Source organism: Rhodococcus sp. RD6.2 (assembly GCF_001040705.1).
Classification (GTDB): domain Bacteria; phylum Actinomycetota; class Actinomycetes; order Mycobacteriales; family Mycobacteriaceae; genus Rhodococcus_G.
Map to the genome: position 1 here is coordinate 170,576 of NZ_CVQP01000010.1, position 23,484 is coordinate 194,059.

Below are 23,484 nucleotides of genomic sequence, written 5' to 3' on the forward strand. Positions count from 1 at the left end.
GAATTGTTGCCGTCGTTTCGGCAACCCGGCGGATGATACGTCGCCGGTGAGGTGGATCGAACCCCGAACGGATCGTTAGCGGCTGAACATATTTCGACGTGACGGGGAGTGGAGCGCCCTACGTCTCGCTCGGCGAGGGCGCCGAGCGGACGACCTGCTCGCGTTGCTGCCGGGAATCCGCCGTGCCGAGTTCCACATCGATTGCGCCGCCGAGCAGTTCGCGTGCCCGTTCGAGGGTCGTCGAGCCGCTGAGCCAGCGCTCGCTGAGCCCTTCGACGAGTGCGGTGAGGCGTTCGCCCGCGTCGGCGGGGTCGATCGCGGGATTGGCCAGCCCCGCGGCCTGGGCCTGCCGGATGAGGGTCTCGGCGTCGTGGCCCCAGGCCGCGGTGGTGGTGCGCAGGGTGTCACGCAGGTCCTCGGCGAACACCGCGCTCGCGCGTAGTTCCCCCCACGCGACGCTGTTCTCCCGGATGGTGGGTGCGTCCTGCATTTCGAGGAGCAGCATCCGTTCGAGTTGCGTGCGGGGGTTGTCGGCGTCGAACGCGCCATCGGTGTAGCGCTCGGCCCGGCTGTTGACGTGGTCGAGGGCGCTGCGCAGGATGCCCGCGCGGTCTTGGAAGTGGTAGTAGATCAGGGCGGTCGACACACCGGCCTCGGCGGCGAGTTTCTCCACGCGAAGCCCACGCACGCCGTCCTGTGCGATCACGCGGACCGCTGCTTCCATGATCTGCTTTCGACGGTCGGCCACGGCGCCACATCCTACGGTCGGTCGGTGGCCCTCAGGCCGCGGGTTCCTGCTGAGTCGTGCAGTGGATACCGCCTCCGCCTGCGGCGATGCCGTCGATGTTGATCTGAACCACGCGGCGGTCGGGGAAGAGTCGCTCCAACTCCGCCCTGGCGGCGCCGTCGGTGTCGGGGTCGCCGAACTCGGGGGCGATGACGGCGCCGTTGCAGACGTAGAAGTTGATGTAGCCGGCGGCGAAGTCGTCGGACTCGAACTCGGGTCGGACGGTGCCCGGCGCGTCGAGCACCGCGACCTCGAGCGTCCGACCCTGCGCGTCGGTCGCCGACTTGAGGATGTCGAGGTGCCGGATCGTGACGTCGTGGTCGAACGATTCGGGGTCCGGGTCGTATCCGGCGACGACGACGCCGGGCCCCGCGAACCGCGCGTAGAAGTCGGTGTGACCGTCGGTGATGTCCTTGCCCTTGATGCCGGGCAGCCAGATGATCTTGTCGAGCCCGAGCAGCGGCATCAGCTCGGCTTCGACGTCCGCCTTCGACCAGCCGGGGTTGCGGTTGTCGTTGAGGACGCAGCTCTCGGTGATGATCGCGGTGCCCTCGCCGTCGACCTCGATGCCGCCGCCTTCGAGTACGAGGTCGGTACCGAGTGTCTCGACTCCGGCCTGCGCGGTGACGATGCCCGCGACGCCCGCGTCCCGGTCGAAGTCCTGCTTCTCGCCCCAGCCGTTGAAATTGAAGTCGACCCCGGCCTTCGTCCCGTTGCCCTCGACGAACACCGGTCCGGTGTCCCGCATCCACAGGTCGTCGAGCGGTGCCGCGACCAGTTCGACGGACGGGCCGACGAGTCCGCGCGCCAGGTCCATCTCCTCGGGGCGCACCAGCATCGTGACGGGCTCGAACTGCGCAATGGTCTGCGCGATCGTCGCCAGGTTCCGCTGGACCTCGGGCAGCAGTTCGGCGCCCCAGATCTCCTCGCTCGCACCGAACGCCATCCACGTCCGGGCGTGCGGTTCGCCCTCGTCGGGCATCCGCCACTCGCGGGTGTCGGCGTCGTCGGCGACGTCCGAGGAGGAGCCGCCGTCCGAGCAGCCGATCGCGAACAAGCCGCCTGCTGCGGCGAGGCTCGACTGCAGGAACTGTCGTCTGAGCATGGAGTCGGTGTCCTGTTCTCCCCTCGATTCGATCTGGTGATCGGGCGGGGGTTCGTCGCAAACCTAATCCTGACTGAATTTTCAGTCAAGGTTGAAGGTGGGACGGACCCGGTGCTCAGGCAGCAGGTCGGGCGAGTCGGCGGTCAGCCGACGCTCTGCCTGCGCACCATCTCGGTGATCCAGATCGGCGCGTACGGCGAGGTGCAGTTCGGGGGCGTCGGGTAGTCCTTGAGCACTTCCAGGCGCTCTCCGATGTCGAGGGCGCGCCCGCGGAACTCCGGGTGTGAAATACCGATCTGCGCGAGGCAGTGGTTCATCGCCCACTGCAGGCGGGCGGGGGCGTCCTTCATCTCGGCTTCGATGACGTCGAGCAACCCGTCGAGGTCGAGGCCGTCGGGCTTCTTCGCGACGCGGTCGGTGGTCAGCGCCCAGCCGGCGCTCGCGACCACCGGATCGGGGTCCCCGAGCCACGTCTGACGCAGTTCCTCGGCGTGCGGGTTCTTCTTCACCACGTACCCGACGAGCCAGTCGTGCACCTTGGGTGTCCGAGATTCGCGCAGCATGGTGTCGAGTTCGTCGCGGTCGAACGTCTTCGGTCGGCAGATCAGGAGCGCGAGCAGGCGCGCCGACGTGACGTCCGTCGCCCACAACTCGACGGCAAGGTCCTGCTGGGTCTTCAACCGCTTCGCGACGGCCCGCAGCTTCGTCAGATTCACGCCGTGGTCGTCGCCGTGCCGCTCGTTCACCGCGCGGATCTTCGGGTCCTCCAGCTCGGCCAGTTCGACCAGCAGCTCAGGCACCGTCGTCTCAACCATCGCAGTCCTCCTGATGTCGCGTCCACGCCAGCCTAGGAAGCGGGACCGACTGCGGGAACCCTGCGCTGAGCGGGGCACGGATGTCAGAAGGTGTCGTTGATCGTGATCCGGTCGTACGACGCCGGGTACTTGTCTCCGCCGAAGCAGTTGAGCGTGGTGGTCTGCCCGACCGGGATCTGTTCGGTCGTGCAGTCCACGAGGGCCATCACCTCGCTGCCGTTCATGAACTTGATCTCGACGATTGCACCGTCCGTGTCGCTGCGGCCGTTCGTCACCTTGAGTCCTTCGACCTGTGCGTAGCCGAGCGAGTCCTGCGTGACAGACCAGCCGGGCGCGTACTGGAATCCCGACACGTCGAAGGATTCGCCCTCGACGATCGTGAGGGGATTGTCGGGACCGCCGGGTGCGGCGTCCTCGGCCTGGTGCGTCTCGATCGCTTCGTTCACCTCGTTGGCTGTGATGCCGACAACGGCAAAGCAACCACCGATGATCAGTACGAACACGGCGACCAGGGCGAGCAGGACGTTGCGCAACGTGTGCGACTTCTTCGGCGGCGGGACTGCAGCCGCAGGTGGGGAGGCGGCGCCCTGGGTTCGATCGGTCCACTGGGTGCCGTCCCACCATCGCATGACACCGGACTGGTCGGGGTAGTAGCCCGGACCGGGAGGGCCGCCGCCGGGGCTGGAGGTGTCGGACATGGTGGAGTCCTTCCCGCTCGTGGCGCGTTCGCTGCTCTTCGACCGTAGGCACGCCCTGGCTGTGTCGGCGTCGAAACCTGTCTCGGCGCGGTCCCGGGTCGGTGACGGCACGGCCACGATCGGTTTCGGGGGCAATGGCACCCGGGTGGGTGGTGTGAGCGCGTGCAGCTGCTTGTGAGTGATGCCCACCACAAAACCTGGCGTCACGATCCGGTCACGCTATGGTTACGGCAGCACTGACCGCAGCTGACTCGATTCGCTGCGGTCAGTAGTCATTTACGGGCCATTTCGGCCGATCCTTCCGCATCCCGCGTCATCGACCGATGAGTCGAGGGCCGCCCGCCGGTCACCATTGAGGGAGTCATGTCCTCGAGGTGAAGGAGCGGGCAGTGCGAACCCTGGTGATCACGCAGAACATCACTGTCGACGGCGCAATCGAGATGCTGGGAAACTGGTTCGACCCCGCCGGTCAGGACGACGAGATGCTGGAGTCGACGCGGTTGCACGCCGACCGTGGCGACGCGCTCGTTCTGGGGCGGCGGACGTTCGAGGACTTCCGTGGCTACTGGCCTCGACTGGCCGACGACCCCACCGGTATCGCGGCGGAGTTGAACGGCGTCCACAAGTACGTCGTGAGTTCGACAATGACGGACCCGCGCTGGCAGAACTCGACGATCCTCGCCGGGGACTGGCTCGATCAGGTCCGACGATTGAAGGACGGGCCGGGCGGCGAGATCGGCGTCACGGGCAGTATTCGGCTGTGCCACAGCCTGATCGAGGCGGGCCTGGTCGACGAGTACCGGCTGTTCGTCCACCCGGTGGTCCAGGGTGGCGGCCGGCGCCTCTTCCCGGACGGGTACGAGATCCCGCGGCTCGACCGGGTGGCGTCCCGGCCGTTCGGCAACGGTGTCACGCTCCTGCAGTACGCGGCGCGATGAGGCGCGTGGACGCCGTCCGCGCGGGTCGGAAGGCAGTCACCTCAGCACGTACAGCGCCGCATCCCTGACCCGTCGGCCCCGACCCGTCGTCGCGACCCGGGCCATCGCCGCCGAACCGCGCACCAGCAACCGCGTCCGCCGCCGCCGCGCCCGGTCGTAGCGCCGGAGGGCCTCCTCGACGTCGGAGCTCCCCGTCAGTGCGCGTCCGAGGGCGACGCCGTCGACGATGGCCTCGCACGCGCCGCGTCCCAGATTCGGCGCCATCGCGTGCGCGGCGTCACCGATGAGCGCGACGTTGCCGCGCACGTACGACGGCAGCGCGGGGGAGTGGTAGAGGTCGTGGTGCAGCAGCGACTCACTGTCGATGCGATCGAGTACCTCGCGAACCGCCGGATGCCATCCTCCGAACCTGGTGCGCAGGAAAGTGATTCCGTCGTCGTCGGCGCCGGGTTCGACGCGGACGGCGGCGAAGAAGTTGGTCAGTCCGCCGTCGCGCGGGGTGATGCCGAACAGGGCGCCCGCGTCCCACGTCTCGGTCGTGGTCGACGTATCGCCGGGTACCCAGCCGCGCCAGGCGGCCATGCCGAGCGGACGGGCCCGGTATCGAGGCCCGAACATCTGGTCCCGAATGAGACTGCCGATCCCGTCGGCCGCGATGACGACGTCGCAGTCGGTCGGGATCGAGTCGACCGTGCAGTCGAATTCCACGGGGACGTCCGAGGCCAGCGCGTTCAGCAGCGCCGGCCGCGACACCAGGATTGCGTCGCCGGGGATGCGGAGTCGGGCGATGGTGGATCCGTCGGGCCGCAGGATCGCGCCGGAGGACTGGGGGACGCCGACGCTGCGGATTCGATCGCCGACCCCGATGGCGTCGAGGGCCCGCAATGCGGGTGGCCACATGCCGAGTGCGGTTCCTCTGGCGGGAAGGGTGTCAGCTCGCTCGAGTACTCGGACCTGCCATCCGTGCCGGATCAGGTGGCCCGCGGCGGTGAGGCCACCGATGCCGCCGCCGACGATCGTTGCGCGCATGACCTCAATTTACTACGGATGTAGTACTGCCCACTACTGACGTAGTGGACGTCACTACCGCTGTAGTGTTGCCGGAATGGCAGGTAACCGGGAACGCGCCCTCGATGCCGCCCTCGACCTGCTCGGCACCAGAGGGTTGCGGGGTCTGACGCACCGCGGCGTCGACACCGCCGCCGGCCTACCGCAGGGCTCGACGTCGAATTGGTTCCGCACCCGAAACGCCCTGGTCGATGCAGTTCTGGCGCATCTCGTCGAGCGTGATCGCCGTGACTGGGACGACACGGGATCGCGGCGCTTCCCGGCGACGCTGACGGAACTGGCCGACGGACTCGCGGGGTACGTCCTGCTCGCGACCGGTGCGCATCGCACGCGGACCGTCGCCCGGTTCGTCCTGTTCACCGCCGCTGCCACCGACCCGTCGCTGGTCGCGCCCATTTCCCGGGGTCGCGCCGACCTGCTGGAGTGGGGGACAATGATGCTGGCCATGCTCGGATCCCCCGATCCGGGCGCCCATGGACGAATCCTCACGGACTATCTCGACGGCGTGATCCTCCACGAGGTGACCACGCCCTCACTGCCCGGCCAGGCGAGCGCGCTCGACCCGCGACCCGGAATTGTTACGTTGCTCGCCGCCTTCTTCGGAGCCGATTCGGGTCGCATCTGATTGGCCGGTCAGCGTGTTCGCCCAGCTCAGGCAGTGAAAAGGATTACCTTAGTTGGCGCGAAGTGGGGGCTGTGAATTATCGTTTTCGGAACATGCTGGACACACAAGAGTCCAGGGGCCACTCGGTCAGCCAGTCGTGACGGGATCACATCCCGAAAAATCGACTGAAGCGATCGCCGGGTGGGCGCGCCGATCCGACGCTGTGTCGGCGCTTGGTTTGCCACGTGATGGCCATCAGCGTTGCTGGTCGTCTGTGCATTTTCACGCACACGAAGGCTAGGTATGAAGCAATTTCCAGGCCACCGGTCTCACGGACCCCAGGGCCTCTATGACCCCTCGAACGAGCACGACGCGTGTGGTGTCGCGTTCGTCGTCGACATGCACGGGCGTCGCAGCCGCGACATCGTCGAGAAGGCCATCACCGCGCTGGTGAACCTCGAGCACCGCGGTGCCGCGGGCGCCGAGCCGAACAGCGGTGACGGCGCAGGCATCCTGCTGCAGGTGCCGGACGCGTTCCTGCGCGCCGTCGTGGACTTCGAGCTCCCCGCCGCGGGTGCTTACGCGACCGGTATCGGCTTCCTCCCGCAGGGCGCCGAGGCCGCGGACGAGGCCGCCGCGGGTGTCGAGCGGATCGCCAAGGAAGAGGGCATGACCGTCCTCGGATGGCGTGAGGTTCCCACCGACGGGTCGTCGCTCGGTGCGATGGCACGCGATGCGATGCCGACCTTCCGCCAGGTGTTCCTGGCAGGCGCAGGCCTGACCGACATGGCGCTCGAGCGTGCCGCGTACGTCGTGCGCAAGCGCGTCGAGCACGAGCTCGGCGACGGTGGCGCCGGCGAGGACGGCCCGGGCCGCGAATCGGTGTACTTCCCCAGCCTGTCCGGGCAGACGTTCGTCTACAAGGGCATGCTGACCACCCCGCAGCTCAAGAGCTTCTACCTGGACCTGCAGGACGAGCGCGTCGAGTCGTCGCTCGGCCTCGTCCACTCGCGCTTCTCCACCAACACGTTCCCCTCGTGGCCGCTGGCGCACCCGTTCCGCCGCGTCGCCCACAACGGCGAGATCAACACGGTCACGGGCAACGAGAACTGGATGCGGGCCCGCGAGGCACTCATCGAGTCCGACGTGTTCGGCGAGGACAAGCTCGACAAGATCTTCCCGGTCTGCACCCCGGGCGCATCCGACACCGCGCGTTTCGACGAGGTGCTCGAGATGCTGCACCTCGGTGGCCGCAGCCTGCCGCACGCCGTGCTGATGATGATCCCCGAGGCGTGGGAGCGTCACGAGTCGATGGATCCGGCTCGCCGCGCGTTCTACGAGTACCACTCCGCGCTGATGGAGCCGTGGGACGGACCCGCGTCGGTGTGCTTCACCGACGGCACCGTCGTCGGCGCAGTGCTGGACCGCAACGGTCTGCGCCCGAGCCGCATCTGGGTCACCGAGGACGGCCTCGTCGTCATGGCGTCCGAGGTCGGAGTCCTCGACATCGACCCGGAGAAGGTGGTCTCCAAGACCCGCCTGCAGCCGGGCCGCATGTTCCTCGTGGACACCGCGCAGGGCCGCATCGTCTCCGACGACGAGATCAAGGCCGAGCTGGCGGCGGCGCAGCCGTACCAGGAGTGGCTCGACGCCGGGATGGTCCGGGTGGAGGATCTGCCCGAGCGCGAGGTTCTGCACATGAACCACGAGCGTGTGCTCATCCGCCAGCAGGTGTTCGGGTACACCACCGAGGAGCTGAGCATCCTCCTCACCCCGATGGCCAAGACCGGTGGTGAGGCGCTCGGCTCGATGGGCACCGACACCCCGATCGCGGTGCTGTCCTCGCGGTCGCGACTGCTGTTCGACTACTTCCAACAGCTGTTCGCTCAGGTCACCAACCCGCCGCTGGACGCGATCCGCGAAGAGGTCGTCACCAGCATCGGCGGCAGCCTCGGCCCCGAGGGCGACCTGCTCAACCCGGGTCCGGACTCCTGCAAGCTCCTGAGCCTGCCGTCGCCGATCCTGCACAACGACGATCTCGCGAAGCTGGTCCACGTCAACGACGACGGCGAGTACCCGGGCTTCCGCTCGGTGGTCATCCCCGGCCTGTACCGGGTCGCGGCAGGCGGAGACGGTCTGCGCGCCGCGCTCGACAGCATCCGCTTCCAGGTCTCGGAGGCTATCGCCGGTGGTGCCCGCATCATCGTGCTCACCGACCGCAACTCCAACGAGACGTTCGCCCCGATTCCGTCGCTGCTGCTGACGTCGGCCGTGCACCACCACCTGGTGCGTGAACGCTCCCGGACCAAGGTCGGTCTGATCGTGGAGGCCGGTGACGCCCGCGAGGTGCACCACATGGCCACCCTGATCGGCTTCGGCGCCGCTGCGGTCAACCCGTACATGGCCTTCGAGTCCATCGAGGACATGATCGAGAGCGGCCAGCTCACCGACATCACCTACGACAAGGGTGTCGCGAACTACATCAAGGCCGCAGGCAAGGGCGTGCTCAAGGTGATGTCCAAGATGGGCATCTCCACGCTCGCCTCGTACACCGGCGCGCAGCTGTTCCAGGTCATCGGCCTGTCGCAGGAACTCATCGACGAGTACTTCACCGGTCTGCGCTCGCAGCTCGGCGGTATCGGTCTCGACGAGATCGCCGCCGAGGTGAAGGTCCGCCACGAGGCGGCCTACCTCCCCCGCAAGGAGGAGCGCGCGCACCGCGAGCTCGAGGTCGGCGGCGAGTACCAGTGGCGTCGTGAGGGCGAGTACCACCTGTTCAACCCGGACACCGTGTTCAAGCTCCAGCACGCCACCCGCACCGGCCAGTACTCCATCTTCAAGGAGTACACGAAGATGGTCGACGACCAGTCCGAGCGGCTGGCGTCACTCCGCGGCCTGTTCAAGTTCAAGTCCGGTGTGCGCGAGCCGATTTCGATCGACGAGGTCGAGTCGGCCAGCGAGATCGTCAAGCGGTTCTCGACCGGTGCGATGAGCTACGGCTCCATCTCGGCCGAGGCCCACGAGACGCTCGCCATCGCGATGAACCGCCTTGGCGCACGGTCGAACTCGGGTGAGGGCGGCGAGAACCCGCGTCGCTACGAGGTCGAGGAGAACGGTGACTGGCGCCGGTCCGCGATCAAGCAGGTCGCGTCCGGACGTTTCGGCGTCACCTCGCACTACCTGACCAACTGCACCGACATCCAGATCAAGATGGCGCAGGGTGCCAAGCCCGGTGAGGGCGGACAGCTTCCGCCGCACAAGGTGTACCCGTGGGTCGCCGAGGTTCGTGGTTCGACGCCCGGCGTCGGCCTGATTTCGCCGCCGCCGCACCACGACATCTACTCGATCGAGGATCTCGCGCAGCTGATCCACGACCTGAAGAACGCCAACCCGGCGGCCCGCATTCACGTGAAGCTGGTCTCCGAGGTCGGTGTCGGCACCGTCGCCGCGGGTGTGTCCAAGGCACACGCCGATGTGGTGCTCATCTCCGGTCACGACGGTGGCACCGGCGCCACCCCGCTGACCTCCGTCAAGCACGCGGGCGCACCGTGGGAGCTCGGCCTCGCCGAGACCCAGCAGACGCTCCTGCTCAACGGACTCCGCGACCGCATCGTCGTGCAGGTCGACGGCCAGCTCAAGACCGGCCGCGACGTCATGATCGCGACCCTGCTCGGTGGCGAGGAGTTCGGTTTCGCGACCGCGCCGCTCGTCGTCTCCGGCTGCATCATGATGCGCGTCTGCCACCTCGACACCTGCCCTGTTGGTGTCGCGACGCAGAACCCGCTGCTGCGCAGCCGCTTCACCGGCAAGCCGGAGTTCGTGGAGAACTTCTTCATGTTCATCGCCGAGGAGGTGCGTGAGCTCCTCGCCGAGCTCGGATTCCGCACCATCAACGAGGCGGTCGGCCAGGTCGAGATGCTCGACACGACTGCGGCGCAGGAGGTGTGGAAGGCGGCCAAGCTGGACCTGTCGCCGATCCTCGAGGCGCCCGAGACGGTGTTCCCGGATCAGGACCTGTACTGCACCGGAACCCAGGACCACGCGCTCGACAAGGCGCTGGACCAGGAGCTCATCGCGCAGGCACGCGACGCGGTCGACACCGGCACCCCGGTGAAGATCGAGTCGAAGATCACCAACGTCAACCGCACGGTCGGCACGATGCTCGGCCACGAGCTGACCAAGGTGCACGGTGGTGCGGGCCTGCCCGACGACACCATCGACATCACCTTCGCCGGCTCGGCGGGCAACAGCTTCGGTGCGTTCGTGCCGAAGGGCATGACGCTGCGGCTGTTCGGTGACGCCAACGACTTCGTCGGCAAGGGACTGTCCGGTGGTCGCATCGTGGTGCGTCCGTCGTTGCAGGCGCCTGCCGGCTTCGTCGCCGAGGACAACATCATCGCCGGCAACGTGCTGCTGTTCGGTGCCACGGGCGGCGAGGCGTACTTCCGCGGCGTCGTGGGCGAGCGTTTCGCGGTCCGCAACTCGGGTGCCACCACGGTGGTCGAGGGTGTTGGCGACCACGGGTGCGAGTACATGACGGGTGGCCACGTGGTCATCCTCGGCAAGACGGGTCGCAACTTCGGTGCGGGCATGTCGGGCGGTACCGCGTTCGTCTACAACGCGGACCGCTCGTTCGAGGCGAACCTCAACACCGAACTGGTGGATCTCGAGGATCTCGAGAACGAGGACTTCGCCTGGCTGAAGGCCACCGTCGAGAAGCATCGCGACGAGACCGGGTCCGAGGTTGCCGCGCGCATCCTCGCCGACTGGTCGCAGCAGGTGAACCACTTCGCGAAGGTCATGCCGCGCGACTACAAGAAGGTGCTCGTGGCGATCGACACCGCGAAGAAGAACGGAACGAACGTGGACGAGGCGATCATGGAGGCAGCTCGTGGCTGATCCGAACGGCTTCCTCAAGCACACCTCCCGCGAGACCCCGGTCCGGCGGCCGGTGCCGCTGCGCCTGATGGACTGGAAGGAGGTGTACGAGGACTTCGACTCGAACACCCTCCGCACCCAGGCCAGCCGGTGCATGGACTGTGGTATCCCCTTCTGCCACAACGGTTGCCCGCTGGGGAACCTGATTCCCGAGTGGAACGACCTGATCTACAAGGATCGGTGGCGCGAGGCGTTCGACCGCCTGCACGCGACGAACAACTTCCCCGAGTTCACCGGTCGGCTGTGCCCCGCTCCGTGTGAGGCGTCCTGCGTCCTCGGCATCAACCAGGACCCGGTCACCATCAAGCAGGTCGAGGTCGAGATCATCGATCGCGCCTTCGACGAGGGCTGGGTCAAGCCGATCCGCACCTCGAGCCTGACCGGCAAGAAGGTTGCCGTCGTCGGCTCCGGTCCGGCCGGGCTCGCTGCCGCGCAGCAGCTGACCCGCGCCGGTCACACGGTGACGGTGTTCGAGCGCGCCGACCGCATCGGCGGTCTGCTGCGTTACGGCATCCCCGAATTCAAGATGGAGAAGCGGCACATCGACCGCCGTCTGGTGCAGATGGAGTCCGAGGGCACCGTCTTCCGCACCGGCGTCAACGTCGGTGTCGACATCACCGCCGAGGAGCTCAAGGACCAGTTCGACGCGGTCGTGCTCGCGGGCGGCGCCACCGAGGCGCGCGACCTGCCGGTTCCCGGTCGCGAGCTGGACGGCATCCACCAGGCGATGGAGTTCCTTCCGATCGCCAACCGGGTGCAGCTCGGCGATCTCGATGCACCGACGATCACAGCCGAGGGCAAGAAGGTCGTCATCATCGGCGGCGGCGACACCGGCGCCGACTGCCTCGGCACGTCGCTCCGTCAGGGCGCCGAGATCGTGCACCAGTTCGAGATCATGCCGCGTCCGCCGGAGGAGCGCGCGGAGTCGACCCCGTGGCCGACGTACCCGCTGATGTACCGGGTGTCCTCGGCGCACGAGGAGGGCGGCGAGCGGGTGTTCTCCGTGAACACCGAACAGTTCGTCGGCGAGAACGGCAAGGTGACCGCGCTCAAGGCTCACGAGGTCCAGATGGTGGACGGGCGTTTCCAGAAGGTGGAGGGCTCGGACTTCGAGCTCGAGACCGACCTGGTGCTGCTCGCCATGGGCTTCGTCGGACCGGAGAAGCCGGGTCTGCTCACCGACCTGGGCGTCGACCTCACCGACCGCGGCAACGTCGCCCGGTCGAACGAGTGGGCGACCAACGTCCCCGGCGTCTACGTCGCAGGCGACATGGGTCGTGGTCAGTCCCTGATCGTGTGGGCCATCGCCGAGGGTCGCTCGTGTGCGGCCGCCGTCGACGCCTACCTTGAGGGCGGGCAGACCTTCCTGCCGTCGCCGATCAAGCCGTCCGCCGCTCCTCAGCGGTAGGCACCGGGCGCCGGTCAGCGTCGCCCGGCTCCACACCAGCAACCCGCCGCCCCGGTTCAACCGGGGCGGCGGGTTCGTTTTTGTCGAGGTCGCGGCTCTCGGTCATTCAATTGAACGAATGTCCAGGCGAAATGGACGAATGTTCAGCAAACCCGCCCGTTACCGTTTCATGACCACTAACCTACCCGGCGAGATGTGACCGTAATCACGCATGAGGCCCGCCTCTCGAGGCCGGCCCGTCGAGGAGGTACCAGTGCGTCTTTCCCTTCCCCGTCGCCTCGCGACACCGATGATCGCGGCCGTAGCCGCAACCGGGCTGATGCTCGGGGTGACCCACGGTGTCGCCGCCGCGGACACGCCCCCGCCGGCGACCTCCGGTGACAAGACGGCCGACAACCTGCGCTGGAACCTCAGCCTGACCGCCGTGAACGGAAGCCCGGTCGACCCCACCCAGCCGGGCGTGAACGTCGTCCACCCGGGCGACACCGTCACGTACACCTCGAAGATCTGGAAGAGCGCCGGGATCGGGCGGTACATCACCGGAATGCGGCAGATCCCGCCCGCCGGGTTCGAGTACCTCTCGTACACGGCGAGCAAGGCATCGACCGTGACCTCGGCGGCCAACGGTGTCACGGCATACTGCACGGGCGGCGGATGCAATTCGGTGCCGATCCTGGGCAACAAGGGCTATCTCGACAACGTGAACCTCGACGTCACCTACAAGATCCCCGCGACACAGGCGTTCGGTGACTACAACGCCGGCTTCGTGTTCGACGTCTACGCGTTCGGCTCGCAGCAGGGCCAGAACCCGGCCGGGGCGTGGGTGCGCGTCGTCGACCCGGCCGTCGGCACCACCACCGACCTGCAGGCGCCCGCGACCGCGAAGACGGGCGAGGCCGTCACCCTGACCGCGAACGTCGGCCCGGCGAACTCGGTCGGCACCGTCCAGTTCAAGGACGGCGCCGCCGACATCGGTGCACCGGTTGCGGTGTCGGGTGGCGTCGCGACCCTCGCGCACACCTTCGACACGGTCGGCGCTCACGCGATCACCGCCGCGTTCACCGCGGGTGCCGGCTTCCACGACTCGGTCTCCGGTGTGAAGACCGTCGACGTCACCGCCGACACAACCACGACGCTGAACGCGCCCGCCACGGCAGTGGTCGGTGACGACGTCACCTTCACCGCCGACGTCACTCCGGCCGGCGCGACCGGTCAGGTGCAGTTCAAGGACGGCGGCGCCAACCTCGGCGCACCCGTCGACGTCGTGAACGGCCAGGCCACCCTGACCCGCAAGTTCGTCGAGGCCGGTTCGCACAGTGTCACCGCGGACTTCGTCGGTACGGGCGGCTACAACAACTCCGCGTCCGCGGCGGCCTCGCTGAGCATCACCGACGCCGACTTCGGGACCACCACAACGGTTCTCGAGCCCGTCACCGCCGTGGTCGGAACGCCGGTGAACCTGTCGGCGACCGTCTTCCCGATCCCGAGTGGCGGCACCGTCAACTTCCTGGTCGACGGCACCTCCGTCGGTACCGCGCCGGTCGGCACCGGTGACGGCGTCGCGGTCCTGCCGCACACCTTCACCTCCGCGGGCAGCGCGAACGTCGTGGCCGAGTTCTCCGGCATCGCCGGATTCACCGCGTCCACCTCGGCCGGATTCACCGTCACCGTGAGCAACCCGGACACCCGCGTCGCCACCACCACGGCCCTCGCGGTCACCGGTAACACCGCGGTCGGGCAGACGGTCACCCTCACCGCGACCGTCGACCCGGCGAACGCCGACGGCACCGTGCAGTTCAAGTCCGGTACCACCGAGATCGGCGGCCCTGTCGCCGTGGTGAACGGTGTCGCGACCCTCACCCACACGTTCGACGCGGAGGGCACCTTCGCGGTGACCGCCGGCTTCACCGGTGGCAGTGGGTTCAAGGACTCGGTCTCCGGTCCGACCGTCCTCACCGTGACCGCCGCGGGCACGCCCGGTGGCGGAACCGGCAGCGTCGACTTCGGTTCGCTGACCAGCATCTTCACGTCCTAGCCGGTTCGGCCGGGCCCGGGTGACGCGCCCCCGGGCCCGGCCGGACCACCAGAATCTTCACCTTCATCCGTAGGAGATCGCGTGCAGAAGAAGAGAATTCGCGGAATCGTCGCCCCGTTGGGGGTGACCGCGCTCGCCGGTGCCACCCTCCTCGGCGGAATCCCCGCTCAGGCCGCGCCTGTCACCACCACGTTCAACAACACCTGCCTGGCGACGCCGTCGGCGGTCGCAGGCCCGCAGAGTCAGACCCAGGAAGCCTCGATCGTCGTGGATGCCCCCGCGTCGGTCAACGCGGGCGAGGAGTACGACGTCGTCGTCACGGCTCCGCCGATCAGCGTCCCGAACTCGAACTCCGGCTCGTCGCTGCAGAGTGTGTCGCGAGTCAAGGTCGACATGGAGGTGCCGCAGAACGCGCAGATCCTCAGCACCGAGATCATTCCGGGGACCAGCTCCGGGCTCAGTGGCGTCGCACCGAACCTGTTGCGGGTCAACGAGAACGGTGCCGTCGATGCGAACGGCCCGATCCTGCGGCTGTCCGGCAACAACCAGGTCATCGGCAACAGCCCCACCTCGAGCAAGAACTCCCGGGGTGGCATCGTCGCTCTCGCGCAGTCCGGCGCGAACACCACCTTCCAGCTGCCGCAGGTGAAGGTCCGGCTCAAGGCGGGCCCCTCGGGCACGGTCGACGTCAAGCTCCGCTCCGCCGGCGACGCCGGGCTCTACGGCAACGACAAGAACTACCTGACGTTCCTCCCGGAGGCGTCGCTCATCATCACCGCGTGGGCGCCGACCCAGTGCAGCCCGCGGGACACGTCCACGGCACCGGTCAACTCCGGCGCGGGCCCGCTCGCCACCACCAGCATCGTCGAGGCCGACAAGCAGACCACCACCACCGTCGCCGCCCCTGGCGCGGTGAAGAACGGTGACGAGGTCACGCTGACCGCCAACGTGAACCCGGCCGCGAACGGCGGCACGGTCCAGTTCGCGATCAACGGATCGGACATCGGTGGCCCGGTCGCCGTCGCGAACGGCACCGCGAGCACCACCCACACCTTCGACACCGACGGCGACTTCACCGTCACCGCCGTCTACTCGGGCACCCAGGGCTTCGTGGGGTCGACCTCGGCGCCGAAGACGATCAACGTCAGCACCGACGACATCGTCACCAGCCTCGCGATGACGGCCCCGGACAGGGCGTACGTCGACCAGGACGTCAACCTGCACGCACAGGTGACCCCGGCTGTCCAGGGCGGCACCGTGGAGTTCACGATCAACGGCGGTGACAAGGTGACGGGCACGGTCGGCACCGACGGTGTCGCCGTCGCGCCGTACAGGTTCACCGGCACCGGCACCCACAGTGTGGTCGCGCGCTACTCGGGCACCGACGGTGTCGCCCCGTCCGTGGCGCCCGCCTTCCCGGTCAGCGTGACGAACGCACCGGCGGAGGCCGTTCAGACGACGACGACGCTGAACCCCGTCGGAACGATCGCAAAGGGCCAGCCCGTCACGCTCACGGCGACGGTGGATCCGGCGAACGCCAACGGCACCGTGCAGTTCATGCTGGGCAACGCGCCGCTCGGTGCGCCGGTTCCGGTGGTGAACGGTGTCGCGACGTTGCCGACGACCTTCGTGAGCGCGGGCACGTTCAGCGTGACGGCGAAGTTCGTCGGGTCGGCGGGATTCGTCGACTCGGATTCCGAGCCGCAGACGTTGACGGTCCCCGGCGATCCCGATTCGGGTTACGGCGGCAGCCTCGACGGCCTGCTCGGCGGATTCGGCTCGTCGCAGTAGGAGAGTGAGTGCGCAGGTCACCCGGGCCAGTGGGCCCGGGTGACCTGCGTCGTCAGTGCATGTCTCCCGATCTCCGTTTCGGCGCCGATACAACCCCGGTATCGGCTACTCCTCCACGCAAGAGCGGAGCCCACGGCGCGACTCCTGGGCCGTCCAGGACGAGCATGTCGCCAGGCGTATCCGAGAAGGATCGAAAGTGCGCCCTACACACCCGCGGTGAGGGCGACCGTCAACGGAACCGCGGTCAGGAAGACCACGGCCGTGACGAACAGCGCGATCACCAGGGACCGGTTCCACTGTCCTCGGGCACCGCTCGCAGCGGTGACGAACAGGACGAACCCGATGCAGACGGATCCGATTGTGAGCAGTACGGAAGAGTCGATCATGGTCCGATTCTCTCCTGCCGCCGACGCGTCGGTGTCGGTCGTTCGTGTGCTTTGCTCCACGAGCCGTGCCGTGACCCGGCCAATCGAGGTAACGTTCCGTCACCATTCGTGCATCTTTTCGAAACTTCCCGATGTCACCATCTCCTCGTTGGTCGCGTCGGTCGTAGACCCTGGAAGGGGATAGGGCGTTGAGGAGCCTGAGGAAGTTCGTTGTGTCTGCGTCGGCAGCACTGGGGGTCACGGCAGGACTGCTGTCGGTGGGCGCGCCGGCTCAGGCGGCACCCGGTGGGTGCCCGAACCTGTACGTCGTTGCGGTCCCCGGTACCTGGGAGACGGGTACGGCAGCCACGAACCCGGGCGCACCGGGCATGCTCGCAGGCGTCACCGACGGCCTGCGCGGCGCCGACATCCGCACCGATTACGTGTACTACGCGGCAACCGCCTTCCCCTGGGAGGGCGAGGTGTACGGCGCGTCGAAGCAGCAGGCGGTGAACTACTCCCGCGGGCTGCTCGAGGCGATGCAGGCCAGTTGCCCGGCCACGCGCTTCGCGATCATCGGCTACAGCCAGGGAGCGGATGCGGCAGGCGACCTCGCGAGTGAGATCGGGACCGGCCGCAGCACGATCCGGCCGGAAAAGGTCGCGGCCGTCGGACTGCTGTCCGACCCGCAGCGCTCACCGACCGACGCCCTGATCGGTCCGATGGTCCCGGGCGGCGGTGCGGCAGGCCCGCGCGCCGGTGGCTTCGGATGGATCAGCGACCGGACCGTCACGTTCTGCGCTCCCGGCGACCTGTACTGCTCCACCGAGAACGACGACTACGTCACCCGGGTGGCCGGCTTCGCCGCGACGAACTCCGATCCGGGTTCGTCGGACTCGCCCGACATCGCCACCGAGGGTGGTGCGCTCCTCCGGGACCTGGTCGGTGCGGGCGGAATCCCCACGCTGCAGAACCAGTTGACGGAGCAGGCGAATCTGCAGCGCGCCGGCGACCTCGCCGTGTTCTACGGGTCGGGTGCTCACCAGAACTACCAGGGCTACGTCGTGGACGCCGCGGGCAATACCCCGACGACCTGGCTGGCGAACTGGTTGCGTGACAAGGCCTGACGCCCGACTGCCAACGGCTCGAATTGCACACTGCGTACCGCGGCGCCTCCACCATCGGTTGGAGGCGCCGCGGTGCATGTGCGCTGCCCCGGCCGACGGCCGAGCATCCGCACTTCGAAAGTCTCCCGACGAAAATCACCCTTGACGCGCTGTCCGGCCCGATGCTGCGGTGGCCGTGCGGAGTTCCCCGTCGATTCGGCGTCGCTGCAGGCCCTGCCTCCTCGATCGGAGGGCGACCTTCGCGCCGACAGGTGGGTCACAATGGTCCGGTGTTCGGTTTCCGCGGTCCCACCGACGTCCGAAGTGCGCGTTCGTTGTACGAGCCGAGAGACCTGTTGCGTGCCTACGAGGATCATGCGACTCGGGAGGTTCGACCCGACTCCGGTGACGTTCTGATCCGGATACCGCTTCGCGACGGGACCGACCTGGAGGTCACGATCGTCGGCGCGCGGCCGGAGTGGACCGAGTCGCGCGTCCGTGCTCTGTGCACATCGCTCACCGATGTCGACCGACGGATGCGCCGTGTCCTCGGGGACGCGTTCGTCATCGGGTGGATCGAACTCGACGCCGCGGATCACGGCACCATCGACTACTGGGAGGTCGGGGTCAACAGTGAGTACGCCGTCGACATCGTGTGGACCGGTGACGGCTGGGCCGTCGACCGGCAGGCGGGCCGGTGACACACCGGTTCGCGTCACCGGGCGCTGGTAGGTTGACCGGCTGTGAATGACTCGGATTCCGTCGGTTTCGTCGGTGTCGAACGTGACCACGTGCGGCCGTTGCTGAAGCGACTGGGTTTCCGGAAGCGTGCCCTCGTGTTCACCAGGGATCGTGGCGGTCTCACGGACGTCGTGTCGCTTCAACGCTCATCGGGGAATTCCGGTGGACACGTGCGGTTCTACGTGAACTGCGGCATCTACTCCGCGGAGTTCGCGACCGCGATCGGTCACACCGCCTCGGCGCGGCCGCGCGAGGTCGACTGCCAGTTCCGCTGCCGTCTGGAGAAGCTCGTGCCCGGCATGCCGCCCTGGTTCGAGATCACCGACGACGAGGCCGCCGCCACTGTCGGCGCCGAGGTGTCGGCCGGGTTGGAGGCGGGCGCGGGGGCCCTCGGGCTCGTCACGACGACCGATCAGGTGGCGGACCGCATCAGCGGAGGCGTGGCGACCGAGGCGTTCCGCTACCGCATCGCGACGGGCGACTGGGACTCCGCCCGGAGGCTCTACGGATCCATCCGGTCGGAGTTCGGCGCCGAGGAGCGCTGGCCTCGGATCGATGCCGTTCTCCGACGCCACATTCCGGAGGCCGAACTCGATTCGATCCTGTCCCCGGTTCCACCCGCGTGACCCGGCGTGGTGGTGGACTGTCGTTCGGGTTCATCCACAGCTGTGGAAGAACCTGCTCAGCGCTGTCTCTGATGACGGCGACGGCGCGACTACGCCGGGACGGCGGCGGGTAGACGCCTGGCGAGCCGTGCCGCGATGGCCGCACAGGTCAACAGTTGGATCTGGTGGAAGAGCATGAGCGGCAACACGATCAGCCCGATGGGCTGACCGGGGAACAGGACCGTTGCCATCGGGAGTCCGGTGGCGAGGGACTTCGTCGAGCCGCAGAACAGGATGGCGGTGCGATCCTCGTAGGAGAAGCCGAGGCGGCGGGATCCGTACCAGGCCAGTGTGAGCACGATCGCGAGGAGGGCGACGCAGACCCCGACGAGTGCGGCCAGACGCCCGGGGGACAGCATCGACCAGATGTCCTCGTTCATGCCGCGGCTGAAGGCAACGTAGACGACGAGCAGGATGGAGCCGCGGTCGACGAGCTTGAGTGGTTTGCCGTGCTCCTTGACCCATCCGCCGATCCAGCGGCGGAGGAACTGTCCGGCGAGGAACGGCACGAGCAGCATGAGGACGATGTCGAGCACCGCCGACCCGCTGAAGGTCACGCCCTGGGTGGACATCGTGAGTGCCACGAGAATCGGCGTGACGATGATGCCGATCATGCTCGACGCGCTGGACGAGACGACTGCGCCGGGGATGTTGCCGCGTGCCACAGACACCAGGGCGATCGCCGACTGGACGGTCGACGGCAGCAGGCACAGGTACAGCACGCCGAGGTACAGCGGTTCACTCAGCACCGATGGCACGAGGACCTTCGCCGCGAGCCCGAGCAGGGGGAACACGACGAACGTGGTGGCCAGGATCGTCAGGTGCAGACGCCAGTGCCGGAGCCCGTCGATCGCCTCCTGTGTGGACAACCGAGCCCCGTACAGGAAGAACAGGAGCCCGATCGCGATCTTCGCGGCCCACGCCACTGTGTCCAGCGCGACCCCGTCCGCCGGCACGATCGCGGCGAACGCGACCGTGAGGAGGATTGCGACGAGGAACGGGTCGAGCCGCCCCAGCAGCGGGATCTTCGAGAACATCGTTCGACGGTAGAGGCCGGCCATGTCATTCGCGAACTTGATCGCTGTGATTTCAGCGATCACGAACTGTGATCGGCGTGGTTGGATGGAGTGGTGTTCGAGCCGGTACAACTGCGTAGCTTCCTCGCCGTCGAGCAGGAAGGGGGCTTCTCCGCCGCTGCGCGCAGGCTCGGTGTGCGGCAGTCGACGGTCAGTCAGCACGTCGCCAAACTCGAACTCGCCGCGGGCAGGCAACTGTTCCTTCGTGACACCCACGGCGTGGAGCTGACTGCGGACGGGTCGGCGATGGTCGGTTTCGCCCAGGACATCCTCGACCGGCACGACGCCGCCGAACAGTACTTCGCGGGCTCGCCGGTCAGCGGCAGGCTCCGGTTCGGCGCTTCGGAGGATCTGGTGCTCAACGAGCTGCCGGAGATCCTCGGCGAGTTCCGGCGCAGTCACCCGCGGGTCGACCTCGAGTTGACCGTCGGCCTGAGCGAGGACCTGCATCGGGGTCTCGCCGACAACTCCCTCGACCTGATGTTCGGCAAGCGGCGGCCGGGGGAGCGGCACGGCGAACTCATCTTCCGTGACCGCCTGGCCTTTCACGCCGCGCCGGGCTTCGTGCTGGACGCCGACGGTCCGATCCCGCTCGTCACCTATCCGCCGCCGTCGCTGACGAGGGAAGCGGCGCTGGACGTCCTGCGCCGCAGCGGCCGCGGTGCCCGCGTCGCGTGCACCACCGACAGCCTCAACGGCCTGCGCGCCGCGGCACTCGCGGGACTAGGCGTCGTCCTGCACGCCGAGAGCCTCCCTCCGCCGGGGCTCGACCCGGTCCGCGGTCAGGGTCTCCCCGACGCCGGGGACATCGAGTTCGTCCTCGTTTCCCGGCGCACCGTGCTGAGCGAGCCGGAATCGGCTTTGCGTGCCGTTATCTTCGACAACGCGAACCGGCTGCGGGCCCGCAGCCGGAGGCGGTGAAGTGCAGGACGGTCAGCCCTCTGCCGTGGGAGTGCAGACTTTCGGCTCGAGTTGTGTTGCGCGTCAACGGCTGCCGCCACCGCCGTCGGACTCCCACCGCTGCTGTGCTGCGGCACCTTCTGCTCGTGCGGCGACCCCGAGTGCTCCTGCCGTCAGGAGATCAGCGGTCGATGTCCGAGAGCCGGTCCTTGCGGCAGCCGTGAGGATGTCGTTCGCAGAATCCGGGTCCGTCCGAGGCGGCACGACCAGCAACACGATCTTCGTTCTGTGGGGACCGGCGACGTAGATCGTGTCGACCGGCTGGAAGGGGTAGCCGTCGAGGCGGACGGCGCTCCCTGCAACGAAGATGCGGGTGGGTGCCGGCGCCCACTCGTCCACGTTGTAGAGCACACGCTGGACAGGGCCGAGTCTCATGGACAGAACTTCGAGCAGGCCTGGGAGTTCACGCGTCAAGGTTCGGGTCCGGGGCCACCACGCTCCGTCGACTGCCCCCGAAGAGGGTGCCTTCGACTTGAGCCGCAGGCGCGGAGTGTGGCCGGGCCGTGCGCGCGGCGGGGTGAAGTAGGGTCGGGCGTGATGCAGCGTCATGATCGACGCTCCTGACTCGGCCGCGAAGGGCCGACTATTCGAATCGGTGACGACGCGACTCGATCCGCGCACGAAGTGCCTCCGATACACCCAGTCTATCCCTTGGGCAGGGTGGGGTGTGTCCAGCCGGCGCCCCGCGGCGCCCCGATGTTTCGTGGGAGTGCCTGGTTCGCGGGGTGAGCGGCCGTGAAGTCGGTCGGCCACAACGGTTGCAGCATGTGCCAGTCGGCGGGGTGTGCGCCGATCCCGGCCGCGAATCGGTCGGCCAACGCCTGTGTCGTGCCGAGCAGTCCGCGGGTGGCGTCGATCGGCGGGTCGACGTGGAAGCCCCAGCCGTCGGGTGTGAACCAGCAATGCACCGGCAGTAGTGGTGCGCCGGTGTCGATCGCCAGTCTGGCCGGACCGGCCGGGATGCGGGTCGGTTCTCCGAAGAAGGTGACCGGCACCCCCGTGCCCGACAGGTCGCGTTCGGCGAGCAGCCCGACGACTCTTCCCTGCCGCAGCCTTGACGCCAGTTGTTCGAACGGCGGTGTCGCAGAGCCGGTGAGAGGGATGATCTCGAATCCCAGACCCTCGCGGAACCGGACGAAGCGCCGGAACAGCGACTCGGGCCTGAGCCGTTCGGCGATCACGATGGGTGGGCCCACCCGTTGCGCCAGCCAGCACCCCGCAAGATCCCAGTTCCCGCTGTGCGTCAACGCGAGTACCACGCCCTTGCCGTGCGCGACCGCCTCGTGAACGTGGTTGAGGCCGGTGGCCGAGGATTCGACCTGCTCGGCGAGCTGCACCGGATCCATCGACGGCAGCCGGAAGGCTTCGCACCAGTAGCGCGCATAGGAACGCAGACTCGCATGCACGAGGCTGTCGGGCACCCGGGAGGGTGGTGCGTCAACCACCCGAGCCAGATTGCGTCGCAGCTGATCCGGGCCGCCGTTGCGCGCCGCACGATCGGCCGCGATGTCGAAGAGGCGTCCGGCCCACCGTTGCGGCAGGGTGCGCACAAGCCGCCACGCCGCCGCGTACCCGAGATCCCACGCTCGTTCCTTCGGGTGCACGATCGTTCCTGCCGCTTACCCGTCGCCGTGCTGGTGGTCGGCGGGGATCCCGCTGAACACCGGACGACTCACCCGCTCGTCGTCCTCGATCGAGATGGCGGTGGCGGTGACCTCGTCGTCGAGGTGGCTGAACAGCCCCGTCGGCCGGCCTTCGTTCACAGTTCGGCTCCCTTGTGATCCGTCGAATGGGCGGTGTCGATGACCTGTCGCATGAGGTCGTATCCGCGATCGGCGACTGTCCCCGAGGCGATGACGACGAGGGCCAGCATGCTTCCGCTCTCGCCGTACACGAACATGACGTCTGTTGGTTGACCGGGGATCGGACCGGTCACGACTATGCCGTCCGAGTCGTCGATGAGTCGTTGACCCCTGCTGATCGTGTTCCAGTCGAAGGCGATGCGAGTCACATGCCCGAGCCGATCCGTCAGAGCCGTGACCAGAGAGTGCAATTCGGTTGTGGTGTTGGTGGTCCAGGGCCACCAGACACCGTCCACGTCGGCGTTGTGCTCCGAACGAGGCTTGAGCAGGACACGCGTCGTGCGGGTAGTGGGGCTGAACGGCTGACGGTTGTCAGGAGTCGGTGTGTGTCGTCCCATGTCGTAGTGCGACGGGAGTGAGAACGGCGTCATGTTGACGCTCCTCTGGGTGGCCGCGAATCGGCCATCTGTTTCCAACCGGCGCAGACCGGAGAAAGTCAATTCCAGCTCATGGTGCGACCGATGACTCCAGTCTACAGTCCTCACGCAACTCGTCGCCCAGGCCGACGTCTCCTGCATGCGC

The 23,484-nt window shown here is 67.8% G+C and carries 21 protein-coding genes; 10 read left to right on the plus strand and 11 right to left on the minus strand.

Going from position 1 to position 23,484, the window contains the following annotated elements; genetic code table 11:
* Positions 1–118 precede the first annotated feature (118 nt).
* The 4 genes from RHCRD62_RS21725 to RHCRD62_RS21740 form a co-directional block, all read right to left on the minus strand.
* On the minus strand, positions 119–748 hold the full coding sequence (locus RHCRD62_RS21725; RefSeq protein WP_050066833.1) for a TetR/AcrR family transcriptional regulator: 630 nt from the start codon (positions 746–748) through the stop codon (positions 119–121).
* Between the two features lie 31 nt (positions 749–779).
* Positions 780–1,892 carry an agmatine deiminase family protein gene (locus RHCRD62_RS21730; protein ID WP_050066834.1) on the minus strand — a complete coding sequence of 371 codons (1,113 nt, stop codon included), beginning with the start codon at positions 1,890–1,892 and terminating at the stop codon, positions 780–782.
* 143 nt (positions 1,893–2,035) lie between these two features.
* Entirely contained in the window at positions 2,036–2,707 is a 672-nt protein-coding gene (locus tag RHCRD62_RS21735) for a DNA alkylation repair protein (protein ID WP_050066835.1), read from the minus strand.
* An 83-nt stretch (positions 2,708–2,790) separates the two neighbouring features.
* Complete coding sequence (locus RHCRD62_RS21740) at positions 2,791–3,405, minus strand: DUF2510 domain-containing protein (RefSeq protein ID WP_157051022.1); 615 nt, start codon at positions 3,403–3,405, stop codon at positions 2,791–2,793.
* Positions 3,406–3,794: 389 nt separating this feature from the next.
* Between RHCRD62_RS21740 and RHCRD62_RS21745 the strand changes: the two genes are divergently transcribed.
* Positions 3,795–4,343, plus strand: a complete 549-nt coding sequence (locus tag RHCRD62_RS21745; RefSeq protein ID WP_050066837.1) for a dihydrofolate reductase family protein — start codon at positions 3,795–3,797, stop codon at positions 4,341–4,343.
* A 36-nt stretch (positions 4,344–4,379) separates the two neighbouring features.
* Here the strand turns inward: RHCRD62_RS21745 and RHCRD62_RS21750 are convergent, their stop codons facing one another.
* Positions 4,380–5,372, minus strand: a complete 993-nt coding sequence (locus tag RHCRD62_RS21750; protein ID WP_050066838.1) for an FAD-dependent monooxygenase — start codon at positions 5,370–5,372, stop codon at positions 4,380–4,382.
* 76 nt (positions 5,373–5,448) lie between these two features.
* Between RHCRD62_RS21750 and RHCRD62_RS21755 the strand changes: the two genes are divergently transcribed.
* From RHCRD62_RS21755 to RHCRD62_RS21775, 5 genes are all read left to right on the plus strand, one after another.
* Positions 5,449–6,036: a TetR/AcrR family transcriptional regulator gene (locus RHCRD62_RS21755; RefSeq protein ID WP_050066839.1), complete on the plus strand. Its 588-nt coding sequence runs from the start codon at positions 5,449–5,451 to the stop codon at positions 6,034–6,036.
* Between the two features lie 282 nt (positions 6,037–6,318).
* Positions 6,319–10,914 (plus strand): glutamate synthase large subunit, encoded by a 4,596-nt coding sequence (gene gltB / locus RHCRD62_RS21760; protein ID WP_050066840.1) that lies wholly within the window; start codon positions 6,319–6,321, stop codon positions 10,912–10,914.
* Positions 10,907–12,361, plus strand: coding sequence for a glutamate synthase subunit beta (locus RHCRD62_RS21765; protein ID WP_050066841.1), 1,455 nt, complete (start codon positions 10,907–10,909; stop codon positions 12,359–12,361). Before gltB ends, RHCRD62_RS21765 begins: the two co-directional genes overlap by 8 nt.
* Before the next feature lie 253 nt (positions 12,362–12,614).
* Positions 12,615–14,396 carry an Ig-like domain-containing protein gene (locus RHCRD62_RS21770; RefSeq protein WP_253277426.1) on the plus strand — a complete coding sequence of 594 codons (1,782 nt, stop codon included), beginning with the start codon at positions 12,615–12,617 and terminating at the stop codon, positions 14,394–14,396.
* 81 nt (positions 14,397–14,477) lie between these two features.
* The gene (locus RHCRD62_RS21775; RefSeq protein ID WP_050066843.1) at positions 14,478–16,187 is read left to right on the plus strand and encodes an Ig-like domain-containing protein; all 1,710 of its coding nucleotides are present in this window, start codon (positions 14,478–14,480) and stop codon (positions 16,185–16,187) included.
* Between the two features lie 203 nt (positions 16,188–16,390).
* Here RHCRD62_RS21775 and RHCRD62_RS21780 read toward each other — a convergent pair whose 3' ends face one another.
* On the minus strand, positions 16,391–16,573 hold the full coding sequence (locus RHCRD62_RS21780) for a hypothetical protein (RefSeq protein ID WP_050066975.1): 183 nt from the start codon (positions 16,571–16,573) through the stop codon (positions 16,391–16,393).
* 212 nt (positions 16,574–16,785) lie between these two features.
* On the opposite strand from RHCRD62_RS21780, the gene RHCRD62_RS21785 reads away from it, so the two are divergent.
* The 3 genes from RHCRD62_RS21785 to RHCRD62_RS21795 all read left to right on the plus strand — a co-directional run bounded on the left by RHCRD62_RS21785 (position 16,786) and on the right by RHCRD62_RS21795 (position 19,025).
* A complete protein-coding gene (locus RHCRD62_RS21785; RefSeq protein ID WP_253277427.1) occupies positions 16,786–17,679 on the plus strand; it encodes a cutinase family protein in 894 nt (297 codons plus the stop codon).
* A 314-nt stretch (positions 17,680–17,993) separates the two neighbouring features.
* Positions 17,994–18,359: a hypothetical protein gene (locus RHCRD62_RS21790; protein WP_253277428.1), complete on the plus strand. Its 366-nt coding sequence runs from the start codon at positions 17,994–17,996 to the stop codon at positions 18,357–18,359.
* Positions 18,360–18,401: 42 nt separating this feature from the next.
* Positions 18,402–19,025, plus strand: a complete 624-nt coding sequence (locus tag RHCRD62_RS21795; RefSeq protein ID WP_050066845.1) for a DUF4304 domain-containing protein — start codon at positions 18,402–18,404, stop codon at positions 19,023–19,025.
* 89 nt (positions 19,026–19,114) lie between these two features.
* On the opposite strand, the gene RHCRD62_RS21800 is transcribed toward RHCRD62_RS21795, so the two are convergent.
* Positions 19,115–20,101 (minus strand): bile acid:sodium symporter family protein, encoded by a 987-nt coding sequence (locus tag RHCRD62_RS21800; protein ID WP_050066977.1) that lies wholly within the window; start codon positions 20,099–20,101, stop codon positions 19,115–19,117.
* A gap of 93 nt (positions 20,102–20,194) precedes the next feature.
* Here RHCRD62_RS21800 and RHCRD62_RS21805 point away from each other — a divergent pair, with 93 nt between their 5' ends.
* A complete protein-coding gene (locus tag RHCRD62_RS21805; RefSeq protein WP_050066978.1) occupies positions 20,195–21,061 on the plus strand; it encodes a LysR family transcriptional regulator in 867 nt (288 codons plus the stop codon).
* A gap of 63 nt (positions 21,062–21,124) precedes the next feature.
* Here the strand turns inward: RHCRD62_RS21805 and RHCRD62_RS21810 are convergent, their stop codons facing one another.
* The 4 genes from RHCRD62_RS21810 to RHCRD62_RS21820 all read right to left on the minus strand — a co-directional run bounded on the left by RHCRD62_RS21810 (position 21,125) and on the right by RHCRD62_RS21820 (position 23,333).
* Positions 21,125–21,649, minus strand: a complete 525-nt coding sequence (locus tag RHCRD62_RS21810) for a DUF5994 family protein (protein WP_050066846.1) — start codon at positions 21,647–21,649, stop codon at positions 21,125–21,127.
* 95 nt (positions 21,650–21,744) lie between these two features.
* Positions 21,745–22,704 carry a phosphatidylinositol mannoside acyltransferase gene (locus RHCRD62_RS21815; RefSeq protein ID WP_084734429.1) on the minus strand — a complete coding sequence of 320 codons (960 nt, stop codon included), beginning with the start codon at positions 22,702–22,704 and terminating at the stop codon, positions 21,745–21,747.
* 15 nt (positions 22,705–22,719) lie between these two features.
* Positions 22,720–22,863 (minus strand): hypothetical protein, encoded by a 144-nt coding sequence (locus tag RHCRD62_RS25970; protein WP_157051023.1) that lies wholly within the window; start codon positions 22,861–22,863, stop codon positions 22,720–22,722.
* Positions 22,860–23,333, minus strand: coding sequence for a DUF5994 family protein (locus tag RHCRD62_RS21820; RefSeq protein WP_253277429.1), 474 nt, complete (start codon positions 23,331–23,333; stop codon positions 22,860–22,862). Before RHCRD62_RS21820 ends, RHCRD62_RS25970 begins: the two co-directional genes overlap by 4 nt.
* Positions 23,334–23,484 lie beyond the last annotated feature (151 nt).

Excerpts from the sequence above, each read along its gene's own strand:
- RHCRD62_RS21730 (WP_050066834.1), bottom strand. The coding sequence starts at position 1,892 with ATGCTCAGACGACAGTTCCTGCAGTCGAGCCTCGCCGCAGCAGGCGGC.
- RHCRD62_RS21735 (WP_050066835.1), bottom strand. The coding sequence starts at position 2,707 with ATGGTTGAGACGACGGTGCCTGAGCTGCTGGTCGAACTGGCCGAGCTG.
- RHCRD62_RS21740 (WP_157051022.1), bottom strand. The coding sequence starts at position 3,405 with ATGTCCGACACCTCCAGCCCCGGCGGCGGCCCTCCCGGTCCGGGCTAC.
- RHCRD62_RS21750 (WP_050066838.1), bottom strand. The coding sequence starts at position 5,372 with ATGCGCGCAACGATCGTCGGCGGCGGCATCGGTGGCCTCACCGCCGCG.
- RHCRD62_RS21755 (WP_050066839.1), top strand. The coding sequence starts at position 5,449 with ATGGCAGGTAACCGGGAACGCGCCCTCGATGCCGCCCTCGACCTGCTC.
- gltB (WP_050066840.1), top strand. The coding sequence starts at position 6,319 with ATGAAGCAATTTCCAGGCCACCGGTCTCACGGACCCCAGGGCCTCTAT.
- RHCRD62_RS21780 (WP_050066975.1), bottom strand. The coding sequence starts at position 16,573 with ATGATCGACTCTTCCGTACTGCTCACAATCGGATCCGTCTGCATCGGG.
- RHCRD62_RS21800 (WP_050066977.1), bottom strand. The coding sequence starts at position 20,101 with ATGTTCTCGAAGATCCCGCTGCTGGGGCGGCTCGACCCGTTCCTCGTC.
- RHCRD62_RS21810 (WP_050066846.1), bottom strand. The coding sequence starts at position 21,649 with ATGACGCTGCATCACGCCCGACCCTACTTCACCCCGCCGCGCGCACGG.
- RHCRD62_RS21820 (WP_253277429.1), bottom strand. The coding sequence starts at position 23,333 with ATGACGCCGTTCTCACTCCCGTCGCACTACGACATGGGACGACACACA.